This is a genomic window from Streptomyces silvisoli (assembly GCF_029269905.1).
GTDB lineage: Bacteria > Actinomycetota > Actinomycetes > Streptomycetales > Streptomycetaceae > Streptantibioticus_A > Streptantibioticus_A silvisoli_A.
Window position 1 is genome coordinate 55153 of record NZ_JARJBC010000005.1, and the last position, 24375, is coordinate 79527.

The 24375-nt window shown below is 71.6% G+C and carries 27 protein-coding genes; 19 read left to right on the top strand and 8 right to left on the bottom strand.

Translation table 11 applies throughout. The features are described 5' to 3' along the window. Positions 1 to 66 precede the first annotated feature (66 nt). Genes P3G67_RS10070 through P3G67_RS10080 form a run of 3 tightly spaced genes read left to right on the top strand, consistent with a single transcriptional unit; the run spans position 67 to position 2038 of the window. The gene (locus P3G67_RS10070) at positions 67 to 930 is read left to right on the top strand and encodes a universal stress protein (protein WP_276093117.1); all 864 of its coding nucleotides are present in this window, start codon (positions 67 to 69) and stop codon (positions 928 to 930) included. 55 nt (positions 931 to 985) lie between these two features. Then, positions 986 to 1564, top strand: coding sequence for an Rv1733c family protein (locus tag P3G67_RS10075; protein WP_449343249.1), 579 nt, complete (start codon positions 986 to 988; stop codon positions 1562 to 1564). Positions 1565 to 1612: 48 nt separating this feature from the next. Next, the gene (locus tag P3G67_RS10080) at positions 1613 to 2038 is read left to right on the top strand and encodes a pyridoxamine 5'-phosphate oxidase family protein (RefSeq protein WP_276093119.1); all 426 of its coding nucleotides are present in this window, start codon (positions 1613 to 1615) and stop codon (positions 2036 to 2038) included. A gap of 8 nt (positions 2039 to 2046) precedes the next feature. On the opposite strand, the gene P3G67_RS10085 is transcribed toward P3G67_RS10080, so the two are convergent. Both P3G67_RS10085 and P3G67_RS10090 read right to left on the bottom strand, forming a co-directional pair. Then, positions 2047 to 2277 (bottom strand): hypothetical protein, encoded by a 231-nt coding sequence (locus P3G67_RS10085; protein ID WP_276093120.1) that lies wholly within the window; start codon positions 2275 to 2277, stop codon positions 2047 to 2049. Positions 2278 to 2317: 40 nt separating this feature from the next. Next, a complete protein-coding gene (locus P3G67_RS10090) occupies positions 2318 to 2602 on the bottom strand; it encodes a hypothetical protein (RefSeq protein ID WP_276093121.1) in 285 nt (94 codons plus the stop codon). 193 nt (positions 2603 to 2795) lie between these two features. Here P3G67_RS10090 and P3G67_RS10095 point away from each other — a divergent pair, with 193 nt between their 5' ends. Further along, positions 2796 to 3770 (top strand): CapA family protein, encoded by a 975-nt coding sequence (locus P3G67_RS10095; RefSeq protein ID WP_276093122.1) that lies wholly within the window; start codon positions 2796 to 2798, stop codon positions 3768 to 3770. Here P3G67_RS10095 and ftsH read toward each other — a convergent pair. The 5 genes from ftsH to P3G67_RS10120 form a co-directional block, all read right to left on the bottom strand. Continuing rightward, the gene (ftsH, locus tag P3G67_RS10100; protein ID WP_269858253.1) at positions 3765 to 5717 is read right to left on the bottom strand and encodes an ATP-dependent zinc metalloprotease FtsH; all 1953 of its coding nucleotides are present in this window, start codon (positions 5715 to 5717) and stop codon (positions 3765 to 3767) included. The two genes, P3G67_RS10095 and ftsH, sit on opposite strands and share 6 nt — an antisense overlap. A gap of 117 nt (positions 5718 to 5834) precedes the next feature. Then, positions 5835 to 6692: a universal stress protein gene (locus tag P3G67_RS10105; RefSeq protein WP_276093123.1), complete on the bottom strand. Its 858-nt coding sequence runs from the start codon at positions 6690 to 6692 to the stop codon at positions 5835 to 5837. 3 nt (positions 6693 to 6695) lie between these two features. Further along, positions 6696 to 7124 carry an STAS domain-containing protein gene (locus tag P3G67_RS10110; RefSeq protein ID WP_276093124.1) on the bottom strand — a complete coding sequence of 143 codons (429 nt, stop codon included), beginning with the start codon at positions 7122 to 7124 and terminating at the stop codon, positions 6696 to 6698. A gap of 146 nt (positions 7125 to 7270) precedes the next feature. Further along, entirely contained in the window at positions 7271 to 8275 is a 1005-nt protein-coding gene (locus P3G67_RS10115) for a 2-hydroxyacid dehydrogenase (RefSeq protein WP_276093125.1), read from the bottom strand. Positions 8276 to 8287: 12 nt separating this feature from the next. Continuing rightward, entirely contained in the window at positions 8288 to 8737 is a 450-nt protein-coding gene (locus P3G67_RS10120) for an SRPBCC family protein (protein ID WP_269858257.1), read from the bottom strand. Between the two features lie 75 nt (positions 8738 to 8812). On the opposite strand from P3G67_RS10120, the gene P3G67_RS10125 reads away from it, so the two are divergent. The 5 genes from P3G67_RS10125 (at position 8813) to P3G67_RS10145 (ending at position 13550) form a co-directional block, all read left to right on the top strand. Continuing rightward, complete coding sequence (locus tag P3G67_RS10125) at positions 8813 to 9052, top strand: hypothetical protein (protein ID WP_269858258.1); 240 nt, start codon at positions 8813 to 8815, stop codon at positions 9050 to 9052. Between the two features lie 165 nt (positions 9053 to 9217). After that, positions 9218 to 9724, top strand: a complete 507-nt coding sequence (locus P3G67_RS10130) for a SixA phosphatase family protein (RefSeq protein ID WP_313879925.1) — start codon at positions 9218 to 9220, stop codon at positions 9722 to 9724. A 106-nt stretch (positions 9725 to 9830) separates the two neighbouring features. Beyond that, the gene (locus P3G67_RS10135; RefSeq protein WP_276093126.1) at positions 9831 to 10592 is read left to right on the top strand and encodes a hypothetical protein; all 762 of its coding nucleotides are present in this window, start codon (positions 9831 to 9833) and stop codon (positions 10590 to 10592) included. 135 nt (positions 10593 to 10727) lie between these two features. Next, positions 10728 to 11792: a hypothetical protein gene (locus P3G67_RS10140; RefSeq protein WP_276093127.1), complete on the top strand. Its 1065-nt coding sequence runs from the start codon at positions 10728 to 10730 to the stop codon at positions 11790 to 11792. Positions 11793 to 12029: 237 nt separating this feature from the next. Beyond that, positions 12030 to 13550, top strand: a complete 1521-nt coding sequence (locus tag P3G67_RS10145) for a glutamate synthase subunit beta (RefSeq protein WP_276093128.1) — start codon at positions 12030 to 12032, stop codon at positions 13548 to 13550. Between the two features lie 53 nt (positions 13551 to 13603). On the opposite strand, the gene paaK is transcribed toward P3G67_RS10145, so the two are convergent. Next, the gene (paaK, locus tag P3G67_RS10150; protein ID WP_276093129.1) at positions 13604 to 14950 is read right to left on the bottom strand and encodes a phenylacetate--CoA ligase PaaK; all 1347 of its coding nucleotides are present in this window, start codon (positions 14948 to 14950) and stop codon (positions 13604 to 13606) included. Positions 14951 to 15196: 246 nt separating this feature from the next. Between paaK and P3G67_RS10155 the strand changes: the two genes are divergently transcribed. From P3G67_RS10155 to P3G67_RS10195, 10 genes are all read left to right on the top strand, one after another. Next, the gene (locus P3G67_RS10155) at positions 15197 to 16948 is read left to right on the top strand and encodes an enoyl-CoA hydratase-related protein (protein ID WP_276093130.1); all 1752 of its coding nucleotides are present in this window, start codon (positions 15197 to 15199) and stop codon (positions 16946 to 16948) included. A gap of 78 nt (positions 16949 to 17026) precedes the next feature. Then, entirely contained in the window at positions 17027 to 18112 is a 1086-nt protein-coding gene (locus P3G67_RS10160; RefSeq protein WP_276093131.1) for an NADH-quinone oxidoreductase subunit B family protein, read from the top strand. An 84-nt stretch (positions 18113 to 18196) separates the two neighbouring features. Further along, positions 18197 to 19975: a nickel-dependent hydrogenase large subunit gene (locus tag P3G67_RS10165; protein ID WP_269858266.1), complete on the top strand. Its 1779-nt coding sequence runs from the start codon at positions 18197 to 18199 to the stop codon at positions 19973 to 19975. Next, entirely contained in the window at positions 19972 to 20520 is a 549-nt protein-coding gene (locus P3G67_RS10170; RefSeq protein ID WP_276093132.1) for a hypothetical protein, read from the top strand. The genes P3G67_RS10165 and P3G67_RS10170 overlap by 4 nt, the downstream gene beginning before the upstream one ends. Next, on the top strand, positions 20517 to 21149 hold the full coding sequence (locus P3G67_RS10175) for a DUF5947 family protein (RefSeq protein WP_269858268.1): 633 nt from the start codon (positions 20517 to 20519) through the stop codon (positions 21147 to 21149). The genes P3G67_RS10170 and P3G67_RS10175 overlap by 4 nt, the downstream gene beginning before the upstream one ends. Then, entirely contained in the window at positions 21146 to 21793 is a 648-nt protein-coding gene (locus tag P3G67_RS10180; protein ID WP_276093133.1) for a DUF6084 family protein, read from the top strand. The genes P3G67_RS10175 and P3G67_RS10180 overlap by 4 nt, the downstream gene beginning before the upstream one ends. Further along, a complete protein-coding gene (locus P3G67_RS10185; protein WP_276093134.1) occupies positions 21790 to 23169 on the top strand; it encodes a hypothetical protein in 1380 nt (459 codons plus the stop codon). The genes P3G67_RS10180 and P3G67_RS10185 overlap by 4 nt, the downstream gene beginning before the upstream one ends. Then, the gene (locus P3G67_RS10190) at positions 23166 to 23714 is read left to right on the top strand and encodes a hydrogenase maturation protease (protein WP_276093135.1); all 549 of its coding nucleotides are present in this window, start codon (positions 23166 to 23168) and stop codon (positions 23712 to 23714) included. Before P3G67_RS10185 ends, P3G67_RS10190 begins: the two co-directional genes overlap by 4 nt. Next, positions 23711 to 23815 carry a DUF6893 family small protein gene (locus P3G67_RS36005; RefSeq protein WP_391858230.1) on the top strand — a complete coding sequence of 35 codons (105 nt, stop codon included), beginning with the start codon at positions 23711 to 23713 and terminating at the stop codon, positions 23813 to 23815. Before P3G67_RS10190 ends, P3G67_RS36005 begins: the two co-directional genes overlap by 4 nt. A gap of 178 nt (positions 23816 to 23993) precedes the next feature. Then, the gene (locus P3G67_RS10195) at positions 23994 to 24374 is read left to right on the top strand and encodes a hydrogenase maturation nickel metallochaperone HypA/HybF (protein WP_276093136.1); all 381 of its coding nucleotides are present in this window, start codon (positions 23994 to 23996) and stop codon (positions 24372 to 24374) included. Position 24375 lies beyond the last annotated feature (1 nt).

Here is a 24375-nt window from a genome sequence, read left to right on the forward strand (position 1 = left end):
GCGGTCCTCGGAGGGACGCTGGAGACAAGGACGTTTCGACCAGTAAGCGACCCGGAGGTGCGCGTCGTGGCCCGCCCCATCACCGCCGGTATCAACGGTTCCGCGGAAAGCCTCGCCGCCGCGCACTGGGCGGCCGGTGAGGCCCACCTGCGCGACCGGCCGCTACGGCTGGTGTACGCCTGGGAGTGGCTGCCGTCCCAGGAGGAAGCGGGCGCCCGGCAGACGTGGCCGGACCGCGTCCTGAGCGAGGCCGCGGCCGAGATCGAGTCCAGGCACCCGGGGGTGCCGGTCACGGTGGAAGGGATCGAGAACCTCCCGGTCAAGGCCCTGGTGGCGGCGGCGCTCGATTCCGACCTGCTGGTCCTCGGCTCCCGGGGGCTCGGTGGGGTGCACGGCTTCCTCACCGGCTCCGTCGCCCTGGGCGTGGTGGCGCGCTCGGAACGTCCCGTCGTGCTGGTACGTGCCGGAGCGGTGCCGCCCGGTGGGGCGGCGCGAGACGCCCGGCACGAGGTCGTCGCGGGGCTCGACCTGGACCACCACTGTGAGCCGGTGGTCGCCTTCGCCTTCGACGCAGCGGCGGCGCGCATGGCCACGCTGCGGATCATCCGGGCCTGGCACGCACCGGCCCTGTACGACTACGCGGCGGGTGGGGTGGACGCCGAGTCCGCCGACACCACCGAGCAGCAGGAACGGCAGGAGCTGTCCGCGACGCTGCGGCCCTGGCGGGAGAAGTACCCGCGGCTGACGGTGCGCGAGGAGGCCGTCGCCGGAACGCCCGCCGAACACCTGGTGGCCGCGGGCCGCGACGCCGACCTGCTGGTCGTCGGACGACGTTTCCGTCGCTCGCCGATGGGCACGCGGCTCGGGGCGGTCGCCCACGCGGTACTGCACCACGCGCCCTGCCCGGTCGCCGTCGTACCGCACGAGTAGGGGGGACGACGGCGCCACGGTGGACGGGTGACGGAACGGAGAGCGGGTGAGCGCCATGGGCGCCACGGTGAGGTTGTGGAAGGGGCGGCACAATCCGCTGATGCGGCGGACGGACGTCGCGGAGGCATGGCTCGGCGTGGCCACGGCGGTGCTGGTGACCGCGCTCGCTCCGCTGGCCGGAGCGGTCCTCGCCGGAAACGTCGACGCCGAGTTGCTGCATGAGCAGCAGGGCTGGCACCGCACCGCGGCCGTACTCACGGAGAACGCGACGGCCACCGAGACCGGTGTGGCGGTCGGCGAGGACACCGCGCGCGCCGATGCGTTGGTGCGCTGGACGGCCCCCGACCACTCGGTGCGCACCGCCATGGCACAGGTGCCCGCGGGCGCCAAGGCCGGTGACACGACGGTGGTCTGGACCGACGCCGGGGGTCGGCTCCGGCACCAGCCCATGACCCCGCACCAGGCGGAGGTGCTGGGTGACCTCGCGGGCGCCTGCGCCGCCGCCGGGGTGTGCGTGCTGCTCGTCGGCGGCCGTCGGGTCGTCGTCCGGGTGGGGCTGGACCGTTACCGCGCCCGGGCCTGGGAGCGCGCCTGGGCCGAGGTCGAACCGCGGTGGACGCACCGCCACGCGTGAGAGCGGAACCGTCGGCTCGCGGCCAGGAGACCACGCTGGAGGTGGCAGATGACGCAGGAAAGGCCTTCCCCCTCGCGCATGGTCGAACTGAGCGAGGCCGAGGCACTGGAGTTGCTGGCGGGTGTGTCGTTGGGGCGGGTGGTCTTCTCCCAGCAGGCGCTACCGGCGATCCGCCCGGTGAGCCACATCGTGGACGACGGCCAGGTGGTCTTCCTGGTGCACGACGGCGCCGCCATCCTGAGCCCCACCGCGGAGCGCGGCGTGGTCGCCTACGAGGCCGACGAGTTGGATCCGTCGCGGCACACCGGATGGAGCGTCATCGTCACCGGCACCGCCCACCTGGTGAGCGACAGCGCGGAAGTGTCCCGCTACCGAACGAAGTTGACGCCCTGGACCGAGACCGGAACGGCGCATGTCATCCGGATCAGCCCGGAGATCATCACCGGTTACCGCCTGGAGGCGGACGCCGGGTGACCGCCGGGCTAGTGCGGCTTCCTGGCCACCAGGGTGGGCTGCCCGGCGTGGATCTCCACCCGCAGCTGGTTGAAGATGGCCGGCAGGGTGGACTCGGTGTATGCGGCCGGTACCTCGACCTCGGCCACCTCCTGGCCGTCCGTGGCGAGCAGCTGATGGGCGGGCTGGCCTTCCTCGACGGCCGTGCCCGACAGGGCGACGAGGTTGCCTTCGGTGTCGTAGAGCACCTGGACTCTCATGCCACTCCTTGTCCTTCGTCCGGGGCGTGAACCTCTTGCCTCAGGGCGTCACCACGGTCATGACGGCCTGGAATTCCTGTGCGTTGAAGTGTGCGTTGTGCCAGGTGACGAGACTGTCGTAGCGCCGGTCGCCGGAAACCACGTCCCAGTCCTGGGCCTCTTTCTCGATTTCGATCGGAATTCCGTCGCTGCGCGGGGTGGGGGTGGCGGAAAGGCGTTGCCAGGTTCGCCAGTCCGCCACCCCCGGCCAGTAATACGCCACCGTCACGTGGGCGTCCGCGGCCAGCACCGAAGGGGGCAGGATCCCGCAATGAACGGTTGCCATGGGCTCGTTTCTTTCTTTTGTGCGATGACCCATGACGTCTTTCGATAGATGGGCCAGACGCGTTACTCCTCATTGTGCTCGCCACCCAAATGTCCGATACCTTCGCCGCCCGTTATTCACTCGGTCGGCCTACTCGGATTATTTATCGCCGGAATCCGGCGCTCCGCCCGTGACAGGAGCAGGATGGACGGTGATGGCAGTCAAGCTCGCACTGGCCGGTGACACGATGCTCGGCCGAGGGGTCGCCGAATGGCTCACGCGGTACGGGCCGGGGGCACTGTTCGCGTCCGAGCTGAGGGAGGCCGTGGCGGAGGCGGACGCCTTCGTGCTCAACCTGGAGTGCTGCGTCTCCGACCGCGGCCGACCCGCCCCCGTAACGGGCAAGCCGTTCTACTTCCGGGCGCCGCCCAGCGCCGTGCGGGCGCTGTCCGAACTCGGCGTGGACGCCGTGTCGTTGGCCAACAACCACGCCCTGGACTTCGGCCCGACCGCGCTCGCCGACACCCGGGAGCTGCTGGCCGCCGCCGGTATCCAGGCGGTGGGCGCGGGCGCCACCGAGGAGCAGGCCCGCGCCCCCGTCGTGCTGACCGTGCGCGGGCTGCGGATCGGGCTGCTGGGCGTCGTGGACCACGCGGAGGAGTTCGCCGCCGGTCCCGACCGGCCCGGAACCGCCTACGCGGACCTCACCGGCGGAGTACCGTCCTGGCTCACCGCGGCGGTGCGCGAGCTGCGCCGGCGCACCGACATCACCCTGGTCGCCGCGCACTGGGGGCCGAACATGGTCGGCCACCCCGTGCGCCATGTCCGCCGGGCCGCGCCCGAGCTGACGGCGGCCGGTGCCACCCTGGTGGTAGGACACTCGGCACATGTGTTCCACGGATTCACCCGCCAAGTCCTCTTCGACCTCGGCGACTTCATCGACGACTACGCCGTCCATCCCCAACTCCGCAACGACCTCGGGCTGTTGTTCCTGGTGACCCTGGACGCCGACACCGTACGGCGGGTGGAGGCCGTCCCGTTGACCCTGAAGTACTGCCACACACGGCTGGCCCACGGTGGCGACCACGCCTGGATCGGTGACCGGCTCCGCCGGGTGTGCGCCCCCTTCGGTACCGAGATCACCGAGCGGGACGGCCGGCTCACCGCCTCCTGGGCGGACGGCTCATGACCGGGCGGCGCGTGCCGCGGCGCCCGAGGGGTGACCGTCGCCCGGCCGCTGCTCCTGGCGCAGCACCTCAAGGACCGCCGAGCCGTCCACCGTCTCCCGTGCGACCAGCAACTCGGCCAGCTGGTCCAGGGCCGCCCGGTGGTCCCGCAGCAGGCCCACCGCGCGTTGCTCCGCCTGCCGCAGCAGCCGGGCCACCTCCTCGTCCACCACGCGCTGGGTCTGCTCCGAGTAGGGCGGCCGGGTCAGCTCCTCGGGGCTCTGGCCGAGGTACTGCGGATTGGACGACGCGTAGCCGATCGGGCCCAACTCCGGTGACAGGCCGAACTCCCGGACCATGCGGGTGGCGATCTGGGTGGCGCCGGCCAGGTCGTTGGCGGCACCGGTGGAGCCCTCGCCGAAGACCACCAACTCCGCGGCCCGGCCGCCGAGTCGTACCGCCAGCAGATCCGTCAGATACCCCTCGCTGTACAAGTGCCGCTCCGCCTCGGGCAGTTGCTCGGTGACGCCCAGCGCCATCCCGGAGGGCAGGATGGTCACCTTGGCGACCGGGTCGGCGTGCTCGCACAGCGCCGCTACGAGCGCGTGCCCGGACTCGTGCACCGCCACCGAGCGCCGCTCGTCCGGCAGCAGGGCGTTGGAGGTCTCCCGGCGGCCCAGCAGCACCCGATCGCGGGCCGCGTCCAAGTCCTCGGCGCTGATGATGGAGCGTTCGGCGCGCACCGCGTTGATGGCCGCCTCGTTGATCAGGTTCGCCAGGTCGGCGCCCGAGAACCCCGGGGTGCCGCGGGCGACCGTGTCGAGGTCGACATCGGGGGCGAGCACCTTGCCGCGGGCGTGCACGGCGAGGATGGCCGCCCGCTCGGACTGGTTGGGCAGCGGTACGGTCACCTGCCGGTCGAACCTGCCCGGGCGCAGCAGCGCGGGGTCCAGCGCCTCGGGCCGGTTGGTGGCGGCCAGTACGACGATGCCGGTGGCCTCGTCGAAGCCGTCCATCTCGGCGAGGAGCTGGTTCAGGGTCTGCTCGCGCTCGTCGTTCCCACCGAGCCGTACCCCGCTGCGTCGGCTGCCGACGGCGTCGATCTCGTCGATGAAGATGATCGACGGCGCCCGCTTGCGCGCGTCGTCGAACAGGTCGCGCACCCGGGAGGCGCCCACACCGACGAACATCTCCACGAACGCCGAACCGGTCACCGACAGGAACGGCACGTCCGCCTCCCCGGCGACCGCCCGGGCCAGCAGCGTCTTGCCGGTGCCCGGCGGCCCGACCATGATCACGCCACGGGGTCCCTTGGCGCCCGCCGCCGCGTAGCGGGCGGGGTTGCGCAGATAGTCGACCACCTCGCTGATCTCCTGCTTCACCCCGCCGTACCCGGCGATGTCGTCGAACCGGGTGGTCGGCCGCTCGGCCTCGATGATCTTCGCGCGGGACCGGCCGATGGCGCTCAGCCCGCCGGTCAGCGAGCTGGCCGTGCGCCGCGCGGTCCACAGGAAGAAGCCGATGAGCAGCAGGAACGGCAGGAAGCCCAGCAGCACCGACAGCAGTGCGTTGCCCCCACCGCCCTGGGTCGCGGTGACCTGCACATGGTGGGACTGCAACTGCTGCTGGAGCTGGCCGGTGCCCAGCGCGGTCGGGATACGGGTGGTGAACTTGGTGCCGTCCTTCAGGGTGCCGTCCACCGCGCCCTTGTCGTCCACGTCGACCGACTGAACCTGGCTGGCGCCCACCTTGCTGACGAAGTCGCTGTAGCTCAGCTGGGTGTGCGGCGCACCGGTCGGCGCGCGCGCCAGCAGCACGATGATCGCCAGGGTGGCGAACACCAAGGGCAGCAGCCAGCGCCGCCACGGCGACGGCGGCGGCGTGTCCGGCCGCTTCAGCGGGTCCTGCGGCGGCCCCGGCTTCACCGGTGGTGTCAGATGCCGATGCGGCAGGCGTACTCGTGTGATCACGGGAGCGATCTCCTCAACGGCCGAGGACGTGTGCGCCGGGCGCACCCGCGCACCACGATGCCGTCCACGGCCCTCTCCTCCCAGTGTCGCCCTCCACGGCCGGGGAGCGGACCGACGTCACACCGGCACGACCACCACCGGGCACCGCGCATGGTGCAGCACCCGTCGCGTCACAGGTCCCAGCGGCAGCCCGAACCGGCCACGGTGCCGACGCGCCCCCACCACGACCAGCGACGCCTCCCCGGAGGCGTCGACCAGCGCTGCCTCCGGCTCCGCGAGCCCCACCTCGATCCGCACCGCCACCGTGGGGAAGCGCTCGCGTACCGGGGCCAGTAGGGCGGTCACTTCCTTGCGCTCGGCTCGATCGATTTCCACGGCCTCCACCGCCGGCACCACCACATGGCCGGGCAACGTCTGCGGGTACAGCCAGCCGCGCACCGCCCGCACCGGGACGCCCCGCCGTTCGGCCTCCGCGAAGGCGAACTCCACCGGCTCTTGTGGCTCGTCCGGCGCCACGCCCACCACCAGCGGCCCCTCTCCGGAGGCGGTGGTGCGCACCACCGCCAGCGGGCAGGTCGAGTGTGCCGCCAGCGTCTCGCTGACCGATCCCAGCAGCAGCGCCGTGAAACGGTTCAGCCCACGCGCCCCCACCACCAGCAGGTCGGCGCCCTCCGCCATGCTCATCAGGTTGACCGCCGGTTCGCCGGGGAGCAGTTCGGTGCTCACGTCGAGTTCCGGGTGGCGTTCGCGTACCCGCCGCTCAGCCCGCCTCACCAGTTCCTCCGCGGCCTCGCGGGCAGCTTCCACCAGATGGCCGCGGTCGGCGTCCAGCAGCGGATGGACGGCCACCCGCCAGGCGTGGCAGATACGCAGTTGGTCATGGCGGGCGACCGCGACGTCGGCCGCCCAGTCCAGGGCCGCCTCCGCGCCGGGCGACGCGTCGATGCCCACGATGACGTTCGGGTCAGCGGCCATCGGTCATCCCGGCTGCACGGCCCGGCGCAGTGCGGGAACGCGGTGTCCGGCGACGGCGGCACCGTGCGCGACGAGCGCCTCCTCCAGCCCGCCGTGCACCTCGAACGCCCTGGACAGCCCCGCGAGGGACAGAGTGCGCAGCACCCGCGGATCGTCGATGACCAGCCCCAGTCGGCCGCCGCGGGCCCGCACCCGGCGCCGCGCCCGGCACAGCACCCCGAGACCGGCGCAGTCGATGAAGGTCACCGGACGCAGGTCCATCAGCAGCAGCGGGCGCCGCCGGGCCGTCAGCCGGTCCACGCAGGCCTTCGTCGCACCGGCGGACACGAAGTCGACCTCGCCGTGCAGTTCCACGACGAGAACGCGGCCGACCGCCCACTCGCGAACGTAGGTCGCTGACTGGCCGTCGTACGACGGCTGGCTTTCCGGCATGGCAGCCTCTTGGTGGCGTTGGCGCCCGGACCGTTCCTCGGCCTGCGGTGCACCTTCAGCAAAGCCGCGCGAGGGGGTCCGCGTAAGGGCGGATGGTCCTCGCTGGCGGGGCCGATGGTCCCTGGCCATGACGGTCCGCAGCCGGGTCATGCGTGGTCGTGCGGTGAGGTGAGGGTGTTCTCGCCGGTGCGTCCGGCCAGGTAGTCCTCGACGTTGCGCGCGGTGGCGTCGACGATCTGGGCGACGGCCTCCTGGGTGAAGTACGCCTGGTGGGCGGTGACCAGCACGTTCCGGAAGCTCATCAGCCGGGCCAGGGTGTCGTCGGTCATCACCTCCAGGGACCGGTCGAAGAAGAAGACCCCGGCCTCCTCCTCGTACACGTCAAGGCCGACACCGTCGAGACCGCCCCGGCGCAGCGTATCCACCAGCGCGGCCGCGTCGATCAGGCCGCCCCGGCTGGTGTTGATCAGGATCGCGTCGCGCTTCATCCGCCCCAACGCCTCCGCCCCCACCAGGTGGTGCGTCTCCGGCACCAGCGGAAGGTGCAGGCTGACCAGGTCGGATTCGGCGAACAGCCGCTCCCGCTCCACGTACTCCATGCCGAGCGCCAGGCACCGCGCGTTCTGTGTGGTGTCCCAGCCGAGCAGCCGCATGCCGAAGCCGTTGGCGATGCCGGCGAACGCGGTTCCGATCCTGCCCGTGCCCAGCACGCCGGCGGTACGGCCGTGGAAGTCCCGGCCCATCAAGCCGGTCAACCGGAAGTCGAACTCCCGGGTCCGCCCGACTGCCCGTACCACCTTGCGGTTGACGGCGAGGGCGAGCGCCCACGCGAACTCCGCGACCGCGTACGGGGAGTACTGCGAGACCCGGGCGACGGTCAGTCCGACCTTGCGCGCCTGGTCGAGGTCGATGTTGTTGTAGCCGGTGGCGCGCTGGGCCACCAGCCGGGTGCCGCCCTGCGCCAGTGCCTTGAGCACGTCAGCGTTCAGGCGGTCGTTCACACCGCTGATCACCGCCTCGTACCCGGCGGCCGTCGGCACGGTGTCCTGGTTGAGCACGAACTCCAGGCAGCGCAGATTGTGCCGGCCCTCGAAGGCCTGCTCCAGCATGGAACGCTCATCCGCGAGCACTCCGTAGGCGATGATGTCCACGCGGGCGGCCGGTCAGTGCTTGCCCTCGACCAGGTCCTTGAACTGTTCGAGGTCGTGCTGGACCAGTTCCTGGATCGCGTCGGACTGCGCGAAGCCCCTGGGACCGCCGAAGGCCTCCCGGGTCCTCTCCGGGTCGTACTCCACCCGCACCTGGACCTGGGTGTGCTGGTCGTCGATCGCCCGCACTGTGAAGGCGCCCTTGAGGTCGGCGCTCTCGCCCTTGGCGGTGTGCCAGAGCATCACGTTGCCCTTCTCGCCGCCCTTGGCCCGGTCGGTGATCTCGGTGTCCACCTCCCGCACCCGGGCGCCGGTCTCCAAGTCGAGATGTGCTTTGCGTTTGCCCTCTGGTCGTGCCTCCCGTACACCGTCCACGAACTGCGGATAGCTCTCCACGCTGTGCAGACAGTCCCAGGCGACTTCGGCGGGGACGTCGACGTCGATCTGCTTCTCGATCGTGCTCATCGTGCACCTCCGTGCTCGCAGGGCCGGACCTCCCTCCACGATGCGCCGTCCGGGGGATGGCCGCACCCTGAAGGTATGAAGGACACCGCGAGCGGGACCGGCCAGGACTACCCGGTCGAAGTGGCCCCGTACGAGAGCGACAACCGCTACCGGCGTGTGCACCTCCAAGGACGCGGGTGGGTACCGCTGGAGCGGGAGGAGTTCGAGCCCCGGGTGCACCAGGCGTTCCCAGGGCTCGACCTGAGCGACCCCAGCAAGGTGCACTGGGACGACCACCCGTGGGAGTGGCCGCCCTGGCACCCGGGGGAGGCGTGAGGCAGGCGCCGCCGCCCAGCACCGCCGCGGCGTGAACCGCTCGGCGAGCGCGGTGTGTTGGCGGTGTCCGGCGGCGGGCGGGCACGCCGGTGTCGGCGCGCGGAAGCCCTCCTGGCGCCGCGCGGGAGACTGGCGGCATGACGACGCGCGGCGCGAAGCGCCTCTATGTGCTCCGGCACGCGAAGTCCGCCTGGCCGCAGGGGGTGGCCGACCCTGATCGGCCGCTGGCCGGGCGCGGGCGGGCGGGACGCCCCGGCCGCCGGGCGCTGGCTGCGGTCCGCCGGCCGCCCGCCGGAGCTGGTGGTCTGCTCCCCGGCCCGGCGCACCCGCGAGACCTGGGAACTGCTGCACGGCGAACTGGCCGCCGACCCCGAGGTCGTCCACGACGACCGGGTGTACGCGGCCGAGCCGCCGGAACTGCTCCGCGTACTACGCCAGACGCCCGAGCGGGTGCGCACCGTACTGCTGGTCGCACACCAGCCCGGAGTGCAGGAGCTGACCCTGGCGCTCGCCGGTGCCGCGGAGGGCGACGCGCTGGAGCGGGTACGGGAGAAGTTCCCGACCTCCGCGATCGCCGTGCTGGACCTGGATGTCCCCTGGCCGCGGCTGGGCGGCGGGTGCGCCGTGCTGGCGCAGTTCGTTGTTCCGCGTGGTGAGAAGAAGCCGGGGTAGCGGACGGCGAGCGCCGGGTCGACACTGGATGTGGCGCTCGCGGCGTTGAGGGACGCCAACCGCCGTGCGAGCGGCGCCAGTTGACGCGGCACGAGTGGAGGACGATGTGCGCCTCACCGACGCCCGAACCGGGCAGCGTGCCGAGCTGCGTACCGCCGGCCGTGGCCTGCTGCGGGTGTGCGTCCATCTGTCGGCCGGCGACCGCCCGGCCGGCCTTGACGATCTGCGGGCGCTGCTGGCGGCCGACGTGCTGTCCAGGACGGCGGAGACCGAGGGCGCCCAGGTGCTGCTCGGCTATGCCGCTCCCGGTCTCACCGAGGAGCGGGCCGAGGCCTGGGCGCGGCACGCCGGTCCGCTCGGCGTCCACCCGCCCGCCGGTCACACCGACTCACTGGATCCGCGGGCGCTCTTCGGCGCCCCGGTGGACGTCCACGTGGGCGCCGGGCAGCCCACGGCCGACGGTCCGTGGTTCCGCACCGGCCCGGTGCGCGCCCCGGGCGTCGACGCGTGCGCGGGCGGCGACGAGCCGCTCGCCGTCCGCCTCGCGCTGCTGGGCCAGCCGCACCAACGGCCCGCCGCCCTCGACCCCGCGGCGCTCACCGAGTCCCAGGCCCTGCTGTTGCACTGGCGGCGGCTGGTCGCCGACTGGGCCGACGCGCCCTCCCGGCCCCCGCACACCGAGGCGCTTCGCCGGGCCTTCAGCGGGTTCCACGAAGACCTGGACACTACAACCGCGCTCACCGTGCTACGGGACCTGGAGTCCGATCCCGGCGTTCCGGACGGCGCCAGGTTCGAGAGCTACCTGCGACTGGACCGGGTGCTCGGCCTCGAACTCCCCGCGGACATCGGGCGTCAGCGAATACGGTGAGCGTCCATCAGGTTGTAATTTCTCCGCGTCGCGTGGGATGTCCGCCCCGCCGGGGGAACCATCCGCCAAGGTGAACAGTCCCTGACTCCAGAGGCGTACGAACGCAACCACAGCCCGAATGTGGGGGGAGCCAAGATGACACGAAGAGTGGCACAGCAGCGCACGGCACGTAAGGCACACAGAGCGGCCGCCGGATCGGCGATGGCGCTGACCGCGGGGCTGGCCCTGGTGGTGGGCACCGCCGGGACCGGCCAGGCCGCCACCACGGTCGGCGGTGCGCAGGCCGTGCCGAACTGCGGCGCCGAGCAGCGAGAGGCGGCGACCGCGGCAGCGGACTCCGCGGCCCCGTCGCCGGCCGCGGTCGGCACCGCCGGGCAGAAGATCTCGTACGGCCTGGCCGGGCAGGCGCCGATCGGCCTGTGGTCGTCCTCCAGCATCACCCTCCGCACCCCCGTATCCAAGGGCACGGTGCGGCTGGACGTCAGCAGCCGGGGCTTCAGCACCGACTCCCTGGAGGTGCAGCGGTACGTTCCGCGCAGCCACCGCTGGGTCGATCTCGACACCAGCCCCGGCGGCGGCAGTTCGCCGCAGCACGGTGTCTTCACCTTCCCGGTCAGCGCGACCGCGAGCGCCAGCCACCCGTACACCGTGGCGCTACGGGTGCAGGACCTCGACCGTCCCGGCAGCTTCACGGTTGCCGCCTCCGTGAAGGACGGCCATGGCCACACCTACCGGGCGGCGGCCCGTACCGCCACGGCCACCCGTCCCACGGTGACGGTCAGCGGCTGGCAGCGCGACACGACGCTGGTGCGGGGCGGTGCGGCGCGTGACCTCACGCTCACCGTGAAGAACACCACCAACCGGGCCTACCCCGCGCTGAACGCCGGCTACTTCGCCTACGGGCAGGGGAACCAGCACGCGCTGGTGCCGAAGGACCTGGTGCTCAAGGAGTACCAGCCAGGGCGTGGCTGGACCCGGATTCCGCTGGTCCCCAACGGTTGCGACCCGGGTATGGCCGCCGCCCTCCACCCGACCGGCAGGACCCCGCTCGCCCCGGGCGCCACCGCCGTCTACCGGCTGCGCCTGTCCGTCGCGAAGTCGGCCCCCGCCGATGTGAGCCACGCGGACGCGGGCCTTTCGGTGGGCAACGGTGAGCAGCAGTTCGCCTCGCAGGAGCTGCCGTTCACCATCCGCCGGTGACAGGTCCCTGCGGCCGATCCTGACCAGGGGCCGCGGCTCCGCTTGTACGTGGTCACTCGCCGTCGCGGCGGAGTTCGGCGCCGCGGCCTCGCGGAAAGCTTTCACCGCCGCGACGGCGAGATCAGCCTGCGCTGACGCGCCAGGCGCGCTTGGCGCGCCGGATGGGACGGCACGGTCGTATCGTGGCCGAAAGGCGCCCTGGAGCGCCACGCCGCAAGCCGTACCGCGGAGGCCGCGATGGCCGATCCCAAAGCCTTCCTGAACATCCCCCGGCGCACCTGCGCCCGCCGCCCGGTCGAGGAGCGGATCGGGGACTGGAAAGAGGTCTACGACGGCCGGAGCCTGCTCCCGATCATCAACGCGCAGGCGGGCCGCTGCATGGACTGTGGAATTCCGTTCTGCCACAGCAGTTGCCCGCTGGGAAACCTGATCCCGGAGTGGAACATGCTGGTCTCCCGGGACGACTGGGACGAGGCGAGCCAGCGGCTGCACGCCACCAACAACTTCCCCGAGTTCACCGGACGGCTGTGCCCGGCCCCCTGTGAGAGCGGTTGTGTGCTGGCGATCAACGCGGATCCGGTGACGATCAAGAACATCGAGATGGCGATCGCCGACCACGCCTGGGAGCACGACCTGGTCCAGCCGCTGCCCCCGCAGCGGCTGTCCGGCCGGACCGTCGCGGTGATCGGTTCGGGCCCGGCGGGCCTGGCCGCCGCCCAGCAGCTCACCCGTGCCGGGCACACCGTCGTGGTGTACGAGCGCGACGACCGGGTCGGCGGGCTGCTGCGGTACGGCATCCCCGAGTTCAAGATGGAGAAACACCACCTCGACCGCCGGATAGCCCAGATGCGGGCCGAGGGGACGAAGTTCCGCACCGAGGTGGCCGTCGGCGCCGATGTCGACGCCGCCGAGCTGAAGGAACGCCATGACGCGGTGCTGGTCGCGGTCGGCGCGACCGAGTGGCGGGAACTGCCCGTGCCGGGAAGGGATTTGGCGGGCGTCCACCAGGCGATGGAGTACCTTCCGCTGGCCAACCGGGTGCGGGAGGGAGACTTCGCCGAGCCGCCGATCACCGCCGAGGGCAAGCACGTGGTCATCGTCGGCGGCGGTGACACCGGCGCCGACTGCCTGGGCACCGTACTGCGGCAGCGTGCGGCCTCCGTCGTCCAGTTGGACATCAATCCCAGGCCGAGCGACTACCGTTCCGACGACGAACCTTGGCCCACCTATCCACGGGTGCACCGGGTCTCGCCCGCGCACGAGGAGGGGCATGTGCTCGCCCAGCAGCGCGGCGAGACGGACACCGGCGGGCTTCCGCTACCGCAGACCGAGGCGGACGTGCGGGTGTTCTCCGCCTCCACCCTGCGCTTCGAGGGCGACGACGCGGGGAGGGTGCGGGCGCTGCACCTGGCCGACACCGAGCCAGGCGAGCGGCGCCCGATAGCCGGTACGGAACGGTTGATACCAGCCCAACTGGTGCTGCTCGCCCTGGGGTTCACCGGCCCCGACCGGGACAGCGGCATCATCGAGCAGCTCGGACTGCGGCTCACCAGCCGCGGCCGACTGGCCCGGGACGACGTCTTCGGCACCGATGTGCCCGGTGTGTTCGTCGCCGGTGACGCGGGCCGGGGCCAGTCGCTGATCGTCTGGGCCATCGCCGAGGGCCGCGCCGCGGCCGCGGCTATCGACCACTATCTGACCGGCCGCACCGAACTGCCCATGCCGGTCCGGGCCACGGACCTGCCCCTCACCGCGTGACGCCCGGGCACCGGCGGTCGCGACGTCACCCGTCGCCCATCGGCTCCGTGTGCCTACACCGTGCGTCGGTCGACCACGCGCCGTATCTTGCCCAACGAGCGCTCCAGCGTGCCGGGGTCCACGACCGTGACCTCCACCGTGACGCCCACGCCGTCCTTGACGCCCTGGGCGATGGCCGTCGCGGCGGTGGCGCGCAGCGGTGGGGCCAGGTCCGGGCGGGCCTCGACGCGCAGCGTCATGTGGTCCATCCGGCCGCGACGGCTGAGCAGCACCTGGAAGTGCGGCGCGACCCCGGGCGTGCCCAGCACGATCTCCTCGATCTGGCTCGGGAAGACATTGACCCCGCGAAGGATGATCATGTCGTCACAGCGGCCGGTGATCTTCTCGATCCGGCGGAACGCCGGACGCGCCGTACCGGGAAGCAGCCGGGTCAGATCCCGGGTGCGGTAGCGGATGACCGGCATCGCCTCCTTGGTGAGCGAGGTGAACACCAGCTCGCCGCTCTCCCCGCCGGGCATCACCTGGTCGGTGATCGGATCGACCACCTCCGGATAGAAGTGGTCCTCCCAGACGTGCAGCCCGTCCTTGGTCTCCACGCACTCCTGGGCCACCCCGGGCCCCATCACCTCCGACAACCCGTAGATGTCGACCGCGTGCAGATCCAGCCGGTCCTCCAACTCGCGCCGCATCTCCTCCGTCCACGGCTCCGCGCCGAATATCCCGACCCGCAGCGACGTGCCGCGCGGGTCGACGCCCTGCCGTTCGAACTCGTCGAGCAGGGTGAGCATGTAGGACGGGGTGACCATGATGATCTCGGGCTGGAAGTCCACGATGATCTGCACCTGGCGGGCCGTCATGCCGCCGGAGGCCGGGATGACCGTGCATCCGGCCCGCTCGGCACCGTAGTGGGCGCCCAGGCCGCCGGTGAACAGGCCGTAGCCGTAGGCGATGTGCACCTTGTGGCCCGGGCGGCCTCCGGCGGCCCGGATCGAGCGGGCGACGACATCGGCCCAGACCGACAGATCGCGCTCTGTGTAGCCGACCACCGTGGGGCGGCCGGTGGTCCCCGACGAGGCGTGGAGACGGCGCACCTCGGCCATGGGCACGGCGAAAGTACCGAACGGGTAGTGCTCGCGCAGATCGGCCTTGGTGGTGAACGGGAACCGGGCGAGGTCCGCCAGCGTACGGCAGTCCTGTGGCGTCACTCCGGCCGCGTCGAACTTGCGCCGGTACATCTCGACATGGTCGTAGGCGTGCCGCAACGTGGCCTTCAGCCTGGCGAGTTGGAGGCTCGTCAGCTCGGCGCGGCTCAACCGCTCACCGTCGTCCAGCAGTTCCACCGGCGGCGCCTCGCCCAGGCGCCGCCGCGGACCCGTGGCAGCGGTCAGGTCGCTGCTCATCCCTGCCTCCCCGCACTCCGTACACCGCGGTTGCCGACCGAACATTCGGTCAGCCTTGCGCACGGTCATGTAACCCAGCGTGCACATCACCTGTCAAGACCTGTGGACGGGAAACCGGACCACCGTATGGACCGCTGACCGGGTGATCCGCCGGGCGGGGCGACCGGGGCGGCGGCGGGTGGAGCGGCATGATCGCCATGGCGGGCCAGGGTCTAGCGCCACGCGGCGGGCGCACGGGAGGTTGCGGTGCACATCCTGCTGATCGCGAGCGCGTTCAACAGCCTGACGCAACGGGTGTTCGGGGAACTCGGCGACCGTGGCCACACGGTGGCGGTGGAACTCGCGCTGGGCGACGAGTCGCTACGGGAGGCGGTGCGGCGCCACACGCCGGACCTGGTGATCGCCCCGATGCTGAAGTCCGCGATCCCGCGCGACGTCTGGTCGACGCACACCTGCCTGATCGTGCACCCGGGACCGGTCGGCGACCGCGGCCCCTCGTCGCTGGACTGGGCGGTCCTTGAGGGCGCCGAGACCTGGGGCGTGACGGTGCTGCGGGCGGAGGCGGAGATGGACGCCGGGGAGGTGTGGGCCTCGGTGCCGTGCCCGATGCCGCCGGTGGCCAAGAGCGACCTGTACCGCAACGAGGTCGGCGACGCGGCGCTGGAAGCGGTGCTGCTGGCCGTACACCGCTTCGCCTCGGGCACGTACACGCCGCGGGCGCAGCGTGCCGAGGAGGCGCGGATCCGGCCGTACTGCGACCAGAGCGTGCGCCGTATCGACTGGGAGACCACCCCGACCACGGCGGTGCTGCGGCGACTGCGCGCCGCCGACTCGCAGCCCGGAGTGCTGGACGAACTGCTCGGCGACGAGTGGTACCTGCACGGCGGCTACCCGGAGGACGTCCTGAGAGGCCGCCCCGGCCAGTTGCTGGCCACCCGGGCGGGCGCGATCTGCCGGGCCACCGTGGACGGCGCGGTGTGGATCCCGCAGCTGCGTCCGCGGCGCCGGCCGGGCGGCCGGGCGACGTTCAAGCTGCCCGCCACGCTCGCGCTGGGCGACCGGCTGCCCGCCCTGCCGGACATCCCCGCCCCCGCCTGGATGCCCGAGCACCGTGAGACCTGGACTGACGTGCGCTACCACGAGGAGGGTGCGGTCGGCTTCCTGCGGTTCTCCTTCCCCGGCGGCGCGATGAGCACCGACCAGTGCCAACGCCTGCTCGCCGCCTACCACTTCGCGTGCTCCCGGCCGACCTCCGTGGTGGTGCTTGGCGGTCCCCGGGACTTCTTCAGCAACGGCATCCATCTGAACGTCATCGAGGCCGCCGCGGACCCGGCCGAGGAGTCCTGGGCGAACATCAACGCGCTGGACGACCTGGTCGAGGCGGTGCTGACCACCACCGACCGGCTGGTGGTCACCGCCCTGGGCGGCAACGCCGGAGCGGGCGGAGCGATGCTGGCGCTCGCGGCCGACCAGGTGTGGTGCCGGCACGGCGTGGTGCTCAACCCGCACTACCGGCTGATGGGCCTGTACGGCTCCGAGTACTGGACGTACACCCTGCCGCGCAGGGTGGGACAGGCCATGGCCGAGCGGCTGACCCAGCGGGCGCTGCCGGTCACCGCGGCGGCGGCGCACCGGCTGGGCCTGGTGGACCGTGTGCTGCGCAAGGCGCCCGGGGAGTTCGCCGCCGAGGTGGCCAGGCTCGCCGCGCAACTCGCCTCGATGCCGCGCACCCAGCGGTACATCGCCGAGAAGAAGGCGGTACGCGAGCGCGAGGAGGACGTCAAGCCGCTGGGCGTCTACCGGGAGGAGGAGCTGAGCCGGATGCGCCGTGACTTCTTCGACCCGGCGGCCCCCTACCACGCCCTGCGGCGGGCCTTCGTCCGCAAGGAGCCGCCGCAGGACACTCCGCCCCACCTGCGCGCCGCCTCTGCGCGATCCGCTGGTGGCCGTCACTGGATTGGTCCCGCTCGGGGCATGGAACAGCCGCTCGCCTGGTAGGAAGAGCCAAGACCGAATTGCGGCATATGCCCAGTCTGTAGTTGTGTCCGTGCCGTTGACTTCCCAGGAGGCCTCCAGATGGCTGCATCGCAGACCGCCGTTGACACCGGCCACGGGCCCGCACAGGGCGGCGAGGAGACCCCGCCGATCCATGTGCTGTGGATCAACGCGGGCCTGAGCTGTGACGGTGACTCCGTCTCGCTCACCGCCGCGATGCAGCCCAGCATCGAGGAGATCGCCCTGGGGGTCCTGCCGGGCCTGCCGAAGGTGGTGATGCACTGGCCGCTGATCGACTTCGAATGCGGTCCGGTGCAGGGCGCGGACACCTTCATCGAGTGGTTCTTCAAGGGCGAGCGCGGTGAGCTCGACCCCTTCGTGCTGGTCATCGAGGGCTCCATCCCCAACGAGAAGGTCAAGGCCGAGGGGTACTGGTGCGGCTTCGGCGACAACCCGGACACCGGCCAGCCCATCACCACCAGCGAGTGGATCGACCGGCTCGCCCCCAAGGCCACCGCCGTGGTCGCCATCGGTACCTGCGCCACCTACGGCGGCATCCACGCCATGGCGGGCAACCCCACCGGTGCCATGGGCGTGCCCGACTACCTCGGCTGGGAGTGGAAGTCGAAGGCCGGGATCCCCATCGTGTGTGTGCCCGGCTGCCCGATCCAGCCGGACAACTTCGCCGAGACCCTGACCTATCTGCTGTACCAGATGGCCGGGTCCGCGCCGATGATCCCGCTGGACGACAAGCTCCGCCCCACCTGGCTCTTCACGGCGACCGTGCACGAGGGTTGCGACCGCGCCGGGTACTACGAGCAGGGGCAGTTCGCGGAGTCCTACAACTCGCCGCAGTGCCTGGTGAAGGTCGGCTGCTGGGGACCGGTGGTCAAGTGCAACGTCCCCAAGCGCGGCTGGATGAACGGAATCGGCGGCTGCCCCAACGTGGGCGGCATCTGCATCGCCTGCACGATGCCCGGCTTCCCCGACAAGTTCATGCCGTTCATGGACGCACCGCCCGGCAGCAAGGTGTCCAGTGCCGCCAGCCACACCTACGGCGGGGTGATCCGCAAGCTGCGCACCATCACCGCCAAGACCGTGGACAAGGAGCCCAAGTGGCGGCGTACCGGACGTGAGTTGACGACCGGGTACCACCCACCCGCCTGAACCCGCCCCGCCCCCAGGGGCGTTGCCTTCCCACCTCGTTTGATGACCAGTAACCCAGGCTCGTAGAAGGGCGCGACACACACAATGGCACCGACGACGAAGGCGGCCGGGGACGGCCTGATGGAGATGTCCTGGGATCCGATCACCCGGATCGTGGGCAGCCTGGGTATCCACACGAAGATCGACTTCAAGCAGAAACGGGTCGCCGAGTGCTACAGCACCTCGTCGGTGTTCCGCGGGTACAGCGTGTTCATGCGCGGCAAGGACCCGCGGGACGCGCACTTCATCACCAGCCGGATCTGCGGTATCTGCGGTGACAACCACGCCACCTGCTCGGTGTACACGCAGAACATGGCGTACGGCGTCAAGCCGCCGCACCTGGGCGAGTGGATCATCAACCTCGGTGAGTCCGCGGAGTACATGTTCGACCACAACATCTTCCAGGAGAACCTGGTCGGGGTCGACTACTGCGAGAAGATGGTGCGGGAGACCAACCCCGGCGTACTGGAACAGGCCGAGCGCACCGAGGCCCCGCACGCCGCGGACCACGGCTACCGCACCATCGCCGACATCATGCGCGCCCTCAACCCCATCGAGGGGGAGTTCTACCGGGAGGCGCTCCAGGTCAGCCGCTACACCCGGGAGATGTTCTGCCTGATGGAGGGGCGCCACGTGCACCCGTCCACGCTGTACCCGGGCGGAGTGGGCACGGTCGCCTCGGTCCAGCTGTTCACCGACTACCTCAGCCGGTTGATGCGGTACGTGGAGTTCATGAAGCGTGTCGTGCCGCTCCACGACGACCTGTTCGACTTCTTCTACGAGGCGTTGCCCGGGTACGAGGAGGTGGGGCGGCGCCGGGTACTGCTCGGTTGCTGGGGGGCCATGAACGACCCGGAGTACTGTGACTTCACCTACCGCAACATGTCCGACTGGGGCCGTCGGATGTTCGTCACCCCGGGCATCATCGTGGACGGCAAGCTGGTCACCAACGACCTGACGGAGATCAACCTCGGCATCCGGATCCTGCTGGGCAGCTCCTACTACCAGGACTGGGAGGGCCAGGAACTCTTCGTCACCCACGACCCGTTGGGCAACCCGATCGACCCGCGCCACCCGTGGAACCAGCACACCATCCCGGCCCCGCAGAAACGCGACTTCTCCGACAAGTACAGCTGGGTGATGTCCCCGCGCTGGTTCGACGGGAAGGACCACCTGGCACTGGACACCGGCGGTGGCCCGCTGGCCCGGCTGTGGTCCACCGCGCTGTCCGGCCTGGTGGACATCGGCTACATCAAGGCCACCGGCAACAGCGTGGTGATCAACCTGCCGCGCTCCATGACCAAGCCGGAGACCACCTTCGAGTGGAAGATCCCGCGCTGGAGCAACACCATCGAACGCAACCGCGCCCGTACCTACTTCCAGGCATACAGCGCGGCGATGGCACTGCACTTCGCCGAGATGGGACTTGAGGAGGTCAGGGCCGGACGCACCCAGACCTGGGAGAAGTTCGAGGTGCCCGACGAGAGCATCGGCTGCGGCTTCAGCGAGGCGGTACGCGGTGTGCTCTCCCACCACATGGTGATCAGGGACGGGAAGATCGCAAACTACCACCCCTACCCGCCGACCCCGTGGAACGCCAGCGTCCGCGACAGCTACGGCACCCCGGGCCCGTACGAGGACGCGGTGCAGAACACCCCGATCTTCGAGGAGAACCCGCCGGAGAACTTCAAGGGCATCGACATCATGCGTACCGTGCGCAGCTTCGACCCCTGTCTGCCGTGCGGCGTCCACATGTACCTGGGCAACGGCCGCACCATGCGGCACACCCACATGCCCACCGGGCTGAGCGGCCTCGCCGAATGAGCGCGCCCAACGGCGCGGTCGACGCGGAGCGCACCGGCAGGAGGGTGGAGGCGGTACTCGACCGACTGGCACGGGCCGGCGACCCCACCGCGACCGAGGCGGCTGAAGAACTGGTCCGCGCCCTGATGGACTTCTACGGCGCCGGGCTCGCCCGGGTCGCCGCGCTGGCAGCGAAGCAGACCGACGGCCCGCTGGCCGCCCTGCTGCAGGACGAGTTGGTGGCCGGTCTGCTGGTGCTGCACGGACTGCACCCCTGGGACGCCACGACCCGGGCGACCCGGGCCGTGGCCGCCCTCGCCGGGCGGCCGTTCGAGGCGGCCGACTTCGACAGCGCCACCGGTACCCTCCGGTTGCGCCCGGCCGGTGGCTCCGGATGCGGCCAGACCGTGGAAGCCGCCAGGGAGCAGCTCGAAGCCACACTGTCCTGCGTGGCGCCCGAAGTCACCGCCGTCGAAGTCCAGCCACCACAAGCGCAGTTGCTGCGCATCGGCCCGACCCGCACCAGGGACGCCGACGCCGAGCCGCGACCGGCGGAGGTGCCGTGAGCGCGCCGCCCGCCACCGGCCTGCGCCGCTTCCTCACCCCCGCCCCCGCCGCACCGGAGTGCTGCGAGCTGTGCGGCCGCCAACTGCCGGACGAGCACCGGCATCTGGCGGACACCGCACAGCGCTCACTGGCCTGCTCCTGCGACGCCTGCGCGGTGCTGTTCACCCGGCCAGGGGCGGGCGTCGGCCGGTTCCATACTGTCCCCGACCGCTACCTGGCCGACCCCGGCCCCGGCATCGAGCAGGCCGTCTGGTCCCAGCTACGGATTCCGGTCAGCGTTGTCTTCTTCTTCCGCAACGGCTCGATGGACCGGCCGGTCGCGCTCTACCCGAGCCCGGCGGGCGCCACGGAGAGCGAACTCGACCCGGAAGCCTGGCAGGCCGTCGCCACCGCCACACCGCTTGCGGAACTGCTCGCACCCGATGTGGAGGCCCTGCTGGTGCGCCACACGGCGGATCGCGGCGAGTGCTACCTCGTGCCGATCGACGACTGCTACCAACTGGTGGGCCGGATGCGGCTGCACTGGCAGGGCTTCGACGGCGGCTCGGCGGCGCACGCCGAACTGGACGCCTTCTTCGACCGGGTGGCGGCGCGCGCCCGCCTGCCGCGGAAGGACGAACAGCGGTGACCGAACTGACCTTCGCCTGCACCGGCGTCCGCGCCGACCGCTACGCCCCAGGACCGGCCCTGGTGTTCCGGCTGCGGATCACCGCGGCGGACGGCGCCCGGGTGCACGCCCTCACGCTGCGCTGCCAGCTGCGCGTCGAACCGGCCCGCCGCCGCTACCAGCCGCCCGAGACCGACGAGTTGCGCGACCTGTTCGGCGAGCCGTCCAGCTGGGGCAGCACACTGCACCCGATGCAGTTCGCCCAGGTCCCGTTCACGGTGTCGGGGTTCACCGGGCAGACCGAGACGGACCTGGTGGTGCCCTGCACCTACGACATGGACATCGCCGCCACCCGGTACTTCCGGGCACTACGGGACGGTGAGGTGCCGCTGCTGATGCTGTTCTCCGGCACCGCGTTCACCGGCGACGGCGGCTTCCGGGCCGAACCGGTGCCCTGGGACCGGGAGGCACGGTTCCGCATGCCGGTACGGGTGTGGCGGGAGATGATCGAACAGCACTTCCCGGGCTGCGGCTGGATCCGCCTGCCCCACGAGACCATGGACGCACTGCTGCGGTACCGCTCACAGCGCGCGCTGCCCTCCTGGGAGGCGACGGTGCGGTCCCTGCTCGGGACGACGGACCAGAGCGAGGTGGTCGCGACATGACCGCGCCGACGCTCACCCCGCGGCAGGACTCGCACTTCCAGCACGCCCGGCAGGTCGCCGACGCCGTGCTGTTCGAGGGCTATGTGCTCTACCCCTACCGTGCCTCGTCGGCGAAGAACCAACTGCGCTGGCAGTTCGGGGTGCTGGTGCCCCCGGCCTGGGGCGCGGGACGCGCCGAGCACACCTACCAGCGCACCGAGTGCCTGATGGAACCGCGACGCGACGCGACCCTCTCGCTGGAGCTGCGCTTCCTGCACGCCCAACGCAGAACCGTCCAACGGCTCGGCACCGACGGCCGGTTCACGACCGTCGACTCGCTGGACGCCGGAGACCGGGTGTACGTCCCATGGGACGAGGGCGTCGAGGAGCGCATCGAACTGAGCGTGCCGGTGGCCGAGTTGGCCGGAGCGGGCGTCAGCCTGCCCTTCACCCGGCCCGCGCACGAGGATGCCGAGGCGGTCCGCGTCGACGGCCGGACCGTCGGCCGCCTGGTGCGCCGCCGGGAGCGGGTGGACGGGCTGCTGCGGCTGTCCGCCACCGAACTCGACGGCCCGTACCGGGTGTCCCGGCTGACCGCGGTGGTGGAGAACACCGCCGACTGGCCATCGAACGGCATGGCCGCGGAGCGCGCCGACGCGCTGCCGCGCTCCCTGGTCTCGGCCCATCTGCTGCTGGGGCTCAGCGGCGGATCGTTCCTGTCGATGGCGGATCCGCCCGAGTGGGCCAGGACCGCCGCCGCGTCGTGCCGCAACGAGCACACCTGGCCGGTGCTGGCCGGGGAGGACGGCCGCGCCGATGTGCTGCTGTCCTCGCCGATCATCCTGGAGGACCATCCGCGGATCGCCCCGGAGAGCCCCGGCGCGCTCTACGACGCCACCGAGATCGACGAGATCCTGGCCCTGCGCACCGCCGCGCTGACCGAACAGGAGAAGCGGGAGGCGCGCGGCACCGACGACCGGGCCGCCGCGGTGATCGACCTGGCCGACACCATGCCCCCGGAGATCCTGGACCGGCTGCACGGCGCGGTACGCGCACTGCGCGAGGTCACCGGCGCCGCGGGCCGGCCCGACACGCCCTGGTGGGATCCGGCGGGCGACCCCACCGTCGACCCCGCCCACGACCGGATCGTGGTGGACGGCCACCAGGTGGGTGCCGGCAGCCGGGTGCGGCTGCGCCCCGGGCAGCGCCGCACCGACGCCCAGGACCTGTTCCTGCAGGGCCGCACCGCCCAGGTGGAGGCGGTACTGCACGACGTGGACGGCATGGTGCACCTGGCGGTCACGGTGGACGGCGATCCGGGCGCGGACCTGCGCCGCGAGCAGGGACGCTTCCTGTACTTCCAGCCCGACGAGGTCGAGCCCGTGGAGGAGCCATGACCAACCCCGCAGAGCGCGTACTGGTCGCGGGCGTCGGCAACGTCTTCCTCGGCGACGACGGGTTCGGAGTCGAGGTGGTGCGGCGGCTGGCGGACCACCGACTGCCGCCGCACGTGGAGGTGGTGGACAGCGGAGTGCGCGGGGTGCACCTGGCGTACCAACTCCTGGACGGCTACCACACGGTGCTGCTGGTCGACGCCGCGCCGCGCGGCGCGCCACCCGGAACCGTCCACCTGATCGACGCCTCGGCACCGAAGGCGGTGGTACCGCGACAGCCTCAACTGGACGGCCACCACATGTCCCCGGACGCTGTGTTGGCACTGCTGGAGACGTTGCGGCAGAGCATCGGCGGCAGCGCGCCCGAGCGCGTCCTGGTCGTCGGCTGCGAACCGGCCAGCGTGGACGAGGGCATCGGGCTGAGCGCACCGGTGGCCGCGGCGGTGGACGAGGCGGTGGACCTGGTCCTGCGCCTGGTGCGGGACGAGCAGCAGTGCACGGCGGTCGTGCCGGACGGCACCTACCCGGAGAGGAACACCCAGCCATGAAGAAGATCGCCCTCGGCGCCGCGGTGGCGGCAGTGCTCGCCATGGTCGCGGCCCGCAACCTGCCCGACCTCAGACGCTATCTGCGCATCCGCGCCATGTGAGCGGGCTGCGGCGAACGGCGTACGCCCGGCCACCCGGGCGGCGCGTCGGGACCGCCGGGCGCTGCCCGCCGCCTGTAATGGAGCACGGCGGACGGCCCCGTTGGCGGCCCCCGCGCCGGACAGGCGACAGAGCCGGAACGCGTGACGGAAGTCGGGACGGGGCGGCGGAAAGAGACCGATGCACGAGATGTCCATCGCCATGGCGGTCGTGGAACAGGTGACCGCCGCCGCCCTTGACGCCGGCGCCGACTCGGTCCAGCAGGTACGGCTTGAGGTCGGCGAACTCGCCGGTGTGGTACCGGAGGCGCTGGCCTTCTCCTTCGAACTCGCCTGCGGGGGAACGGCATTGGAGGGGGCCGAGCTGATCGCCGACCCCGTGCCGGGCCGCGCCCGCTGCGACGACTGCCGCACCGAGTGGCCGACCGGAATGCCGCCGAAGCTGTGGTGCCCGTCCTGTTCGGCGTCCTCGGCGCGGCTGCTGTCCGGCAGGGAACTGCGGATCGTCAGCGTGCGCTGGACCGAGGAGCCCGAGCCCGTACGCGTCCTTGAGGAGTGCTGAG

Coding starts and splice junctions, on each gene's coding strand:
- P3G67_RS10130 (WP_313879925.1), top strand. CDS start 9,218: ATGTGCTCCGGCACGCGAAGTCCGCCTGGCCGCAGGGGGTGGCCGACC.
- P3G67_RS10105 (WP_276093123.1), bottom strand. CDS start 6,692: ATGGCCGCTGACCCGAACGTCATCGTGGGCATCGACGCGTCGCCCGGC.
- P3G67_RS10185 (WP_276093134.1), top strand. CDS start 21,790: ATGACCGCGCCGACGCTCACCCCGCGGCAGGACTCGCACTTCCAGCAC.
- P3G67_RS36005 (WP_391858230.1), top strand. CDS start 23,711: ATGAAGAAGATCGCCCTCGGCGCCGCGGTGGCGGCAGTGCTCGCCATG.
- P3G67_RS10125 (WP_269858258.1), top strand. CDS start 8,813: ATGAAGGACACCGCGAGCGGGACCGGCCAGGACTACCCGGTCGAAGTG.
- P3G67_RS10110 (WP_276093124.1), bottom strand. CDS start 7,124: ATGCCGGAAAGCCAGCCGTCGTACGACGGCCAGTCAGCGACCTACGTT.
- P3G67_RS10145 (WP_276093128.1), top strand. CDS start 12,030: ATGGCCGATCCCAAAGCCTTCCTGAACATCCCCCGGCGCACCTGCGCC.
- P3G67_RS10190 (WP_276093135.1), top strand. CDS start 23,166: ATGACCAACCCCGCAGAGCGCGTACTGGTCGCGGGCGTCGGCAACGTC.
- paaK (WP_276093129.1), bottom strand. CDS start 14,950: ATGAGCAGCGACCTGACCGCTGCCACGGGTCCGCGGCGGCGCCTGGGC.
- P3G67_RS10075 (WP_449343249.1), top strand. CDS start 986: ATGGGCGCCACGGTGAGGTTGTGGAAGGGGCGGCACAATCCGCTGATG.
- P3G67_RS10170 (WP_276093132.1), top strand. CDS start 19,972: ATGAGCGCGCCCAACGGCGCGGTCGACGCGGAGCGCACCGGCAGGAGG.
- P3G67_RS10195 (WP_276093136.1), top strand. CDS start 23,994: ATGCACGAGATGTCCATCGCCATGGCGGTCGTGGAACAGGTGACCGCC.
- P3G67_RS10090 (WP_276093121.1), bottom strand. CDS start 2,602: ATGGCAACCGTTCATTGCGGGATCCTGCCCCCTTCGGTGCTGGCCGCG.
- P3G67_RS10080 (WP_276093119.1), top strand. CDS start 1,613: ATGACGCAGGAAAGGCCTTCCCCCTCGCGCATGGTCGAACTGAGCGAG.
- P3G67_RS10095 (WP_276093122.1), top strand. CDS start 2,796: ATGGCAGTCAAGCTCGCACTGGCCGGTGACACGATGCTCGGCCGAGGG.
- P3G67_RS10160 (WP_276093131.1), top strand. CDS start 17,027: ATGGCTGCATCGCAGACCGCCGTTGACACCGGCCACGGGCCCGCACAG.
- P3G67_RS10165 (WP_269858266.1), top strand. CDS start 18,197: ATGGCACCGACGACGAAGGCGGCCGGGGACGGCCTGATGGAGATGTCC.
- P3G67_RS10085 (WP_276093120.1), bottom strand. CDS start 2,277: ATGAGAGTCCAGGTGCTCTACGACACCGAAGGCAACCTCGTCGCCCTG.
- P3G67_RS10140 (WP_276093127.1), top strand. CDS start 10,728: ATGACACGAAGAGTGGCACAGCAGCGCACGGCACGTAAGGCACACAGA.
- P3G67_RS10120 (WP_269858257.1), bottom strand. CDS start 8,737: ATGAGCACGATCGAGAAGCAGATCGACGTCGACGTCCCCGCCGAAGTC.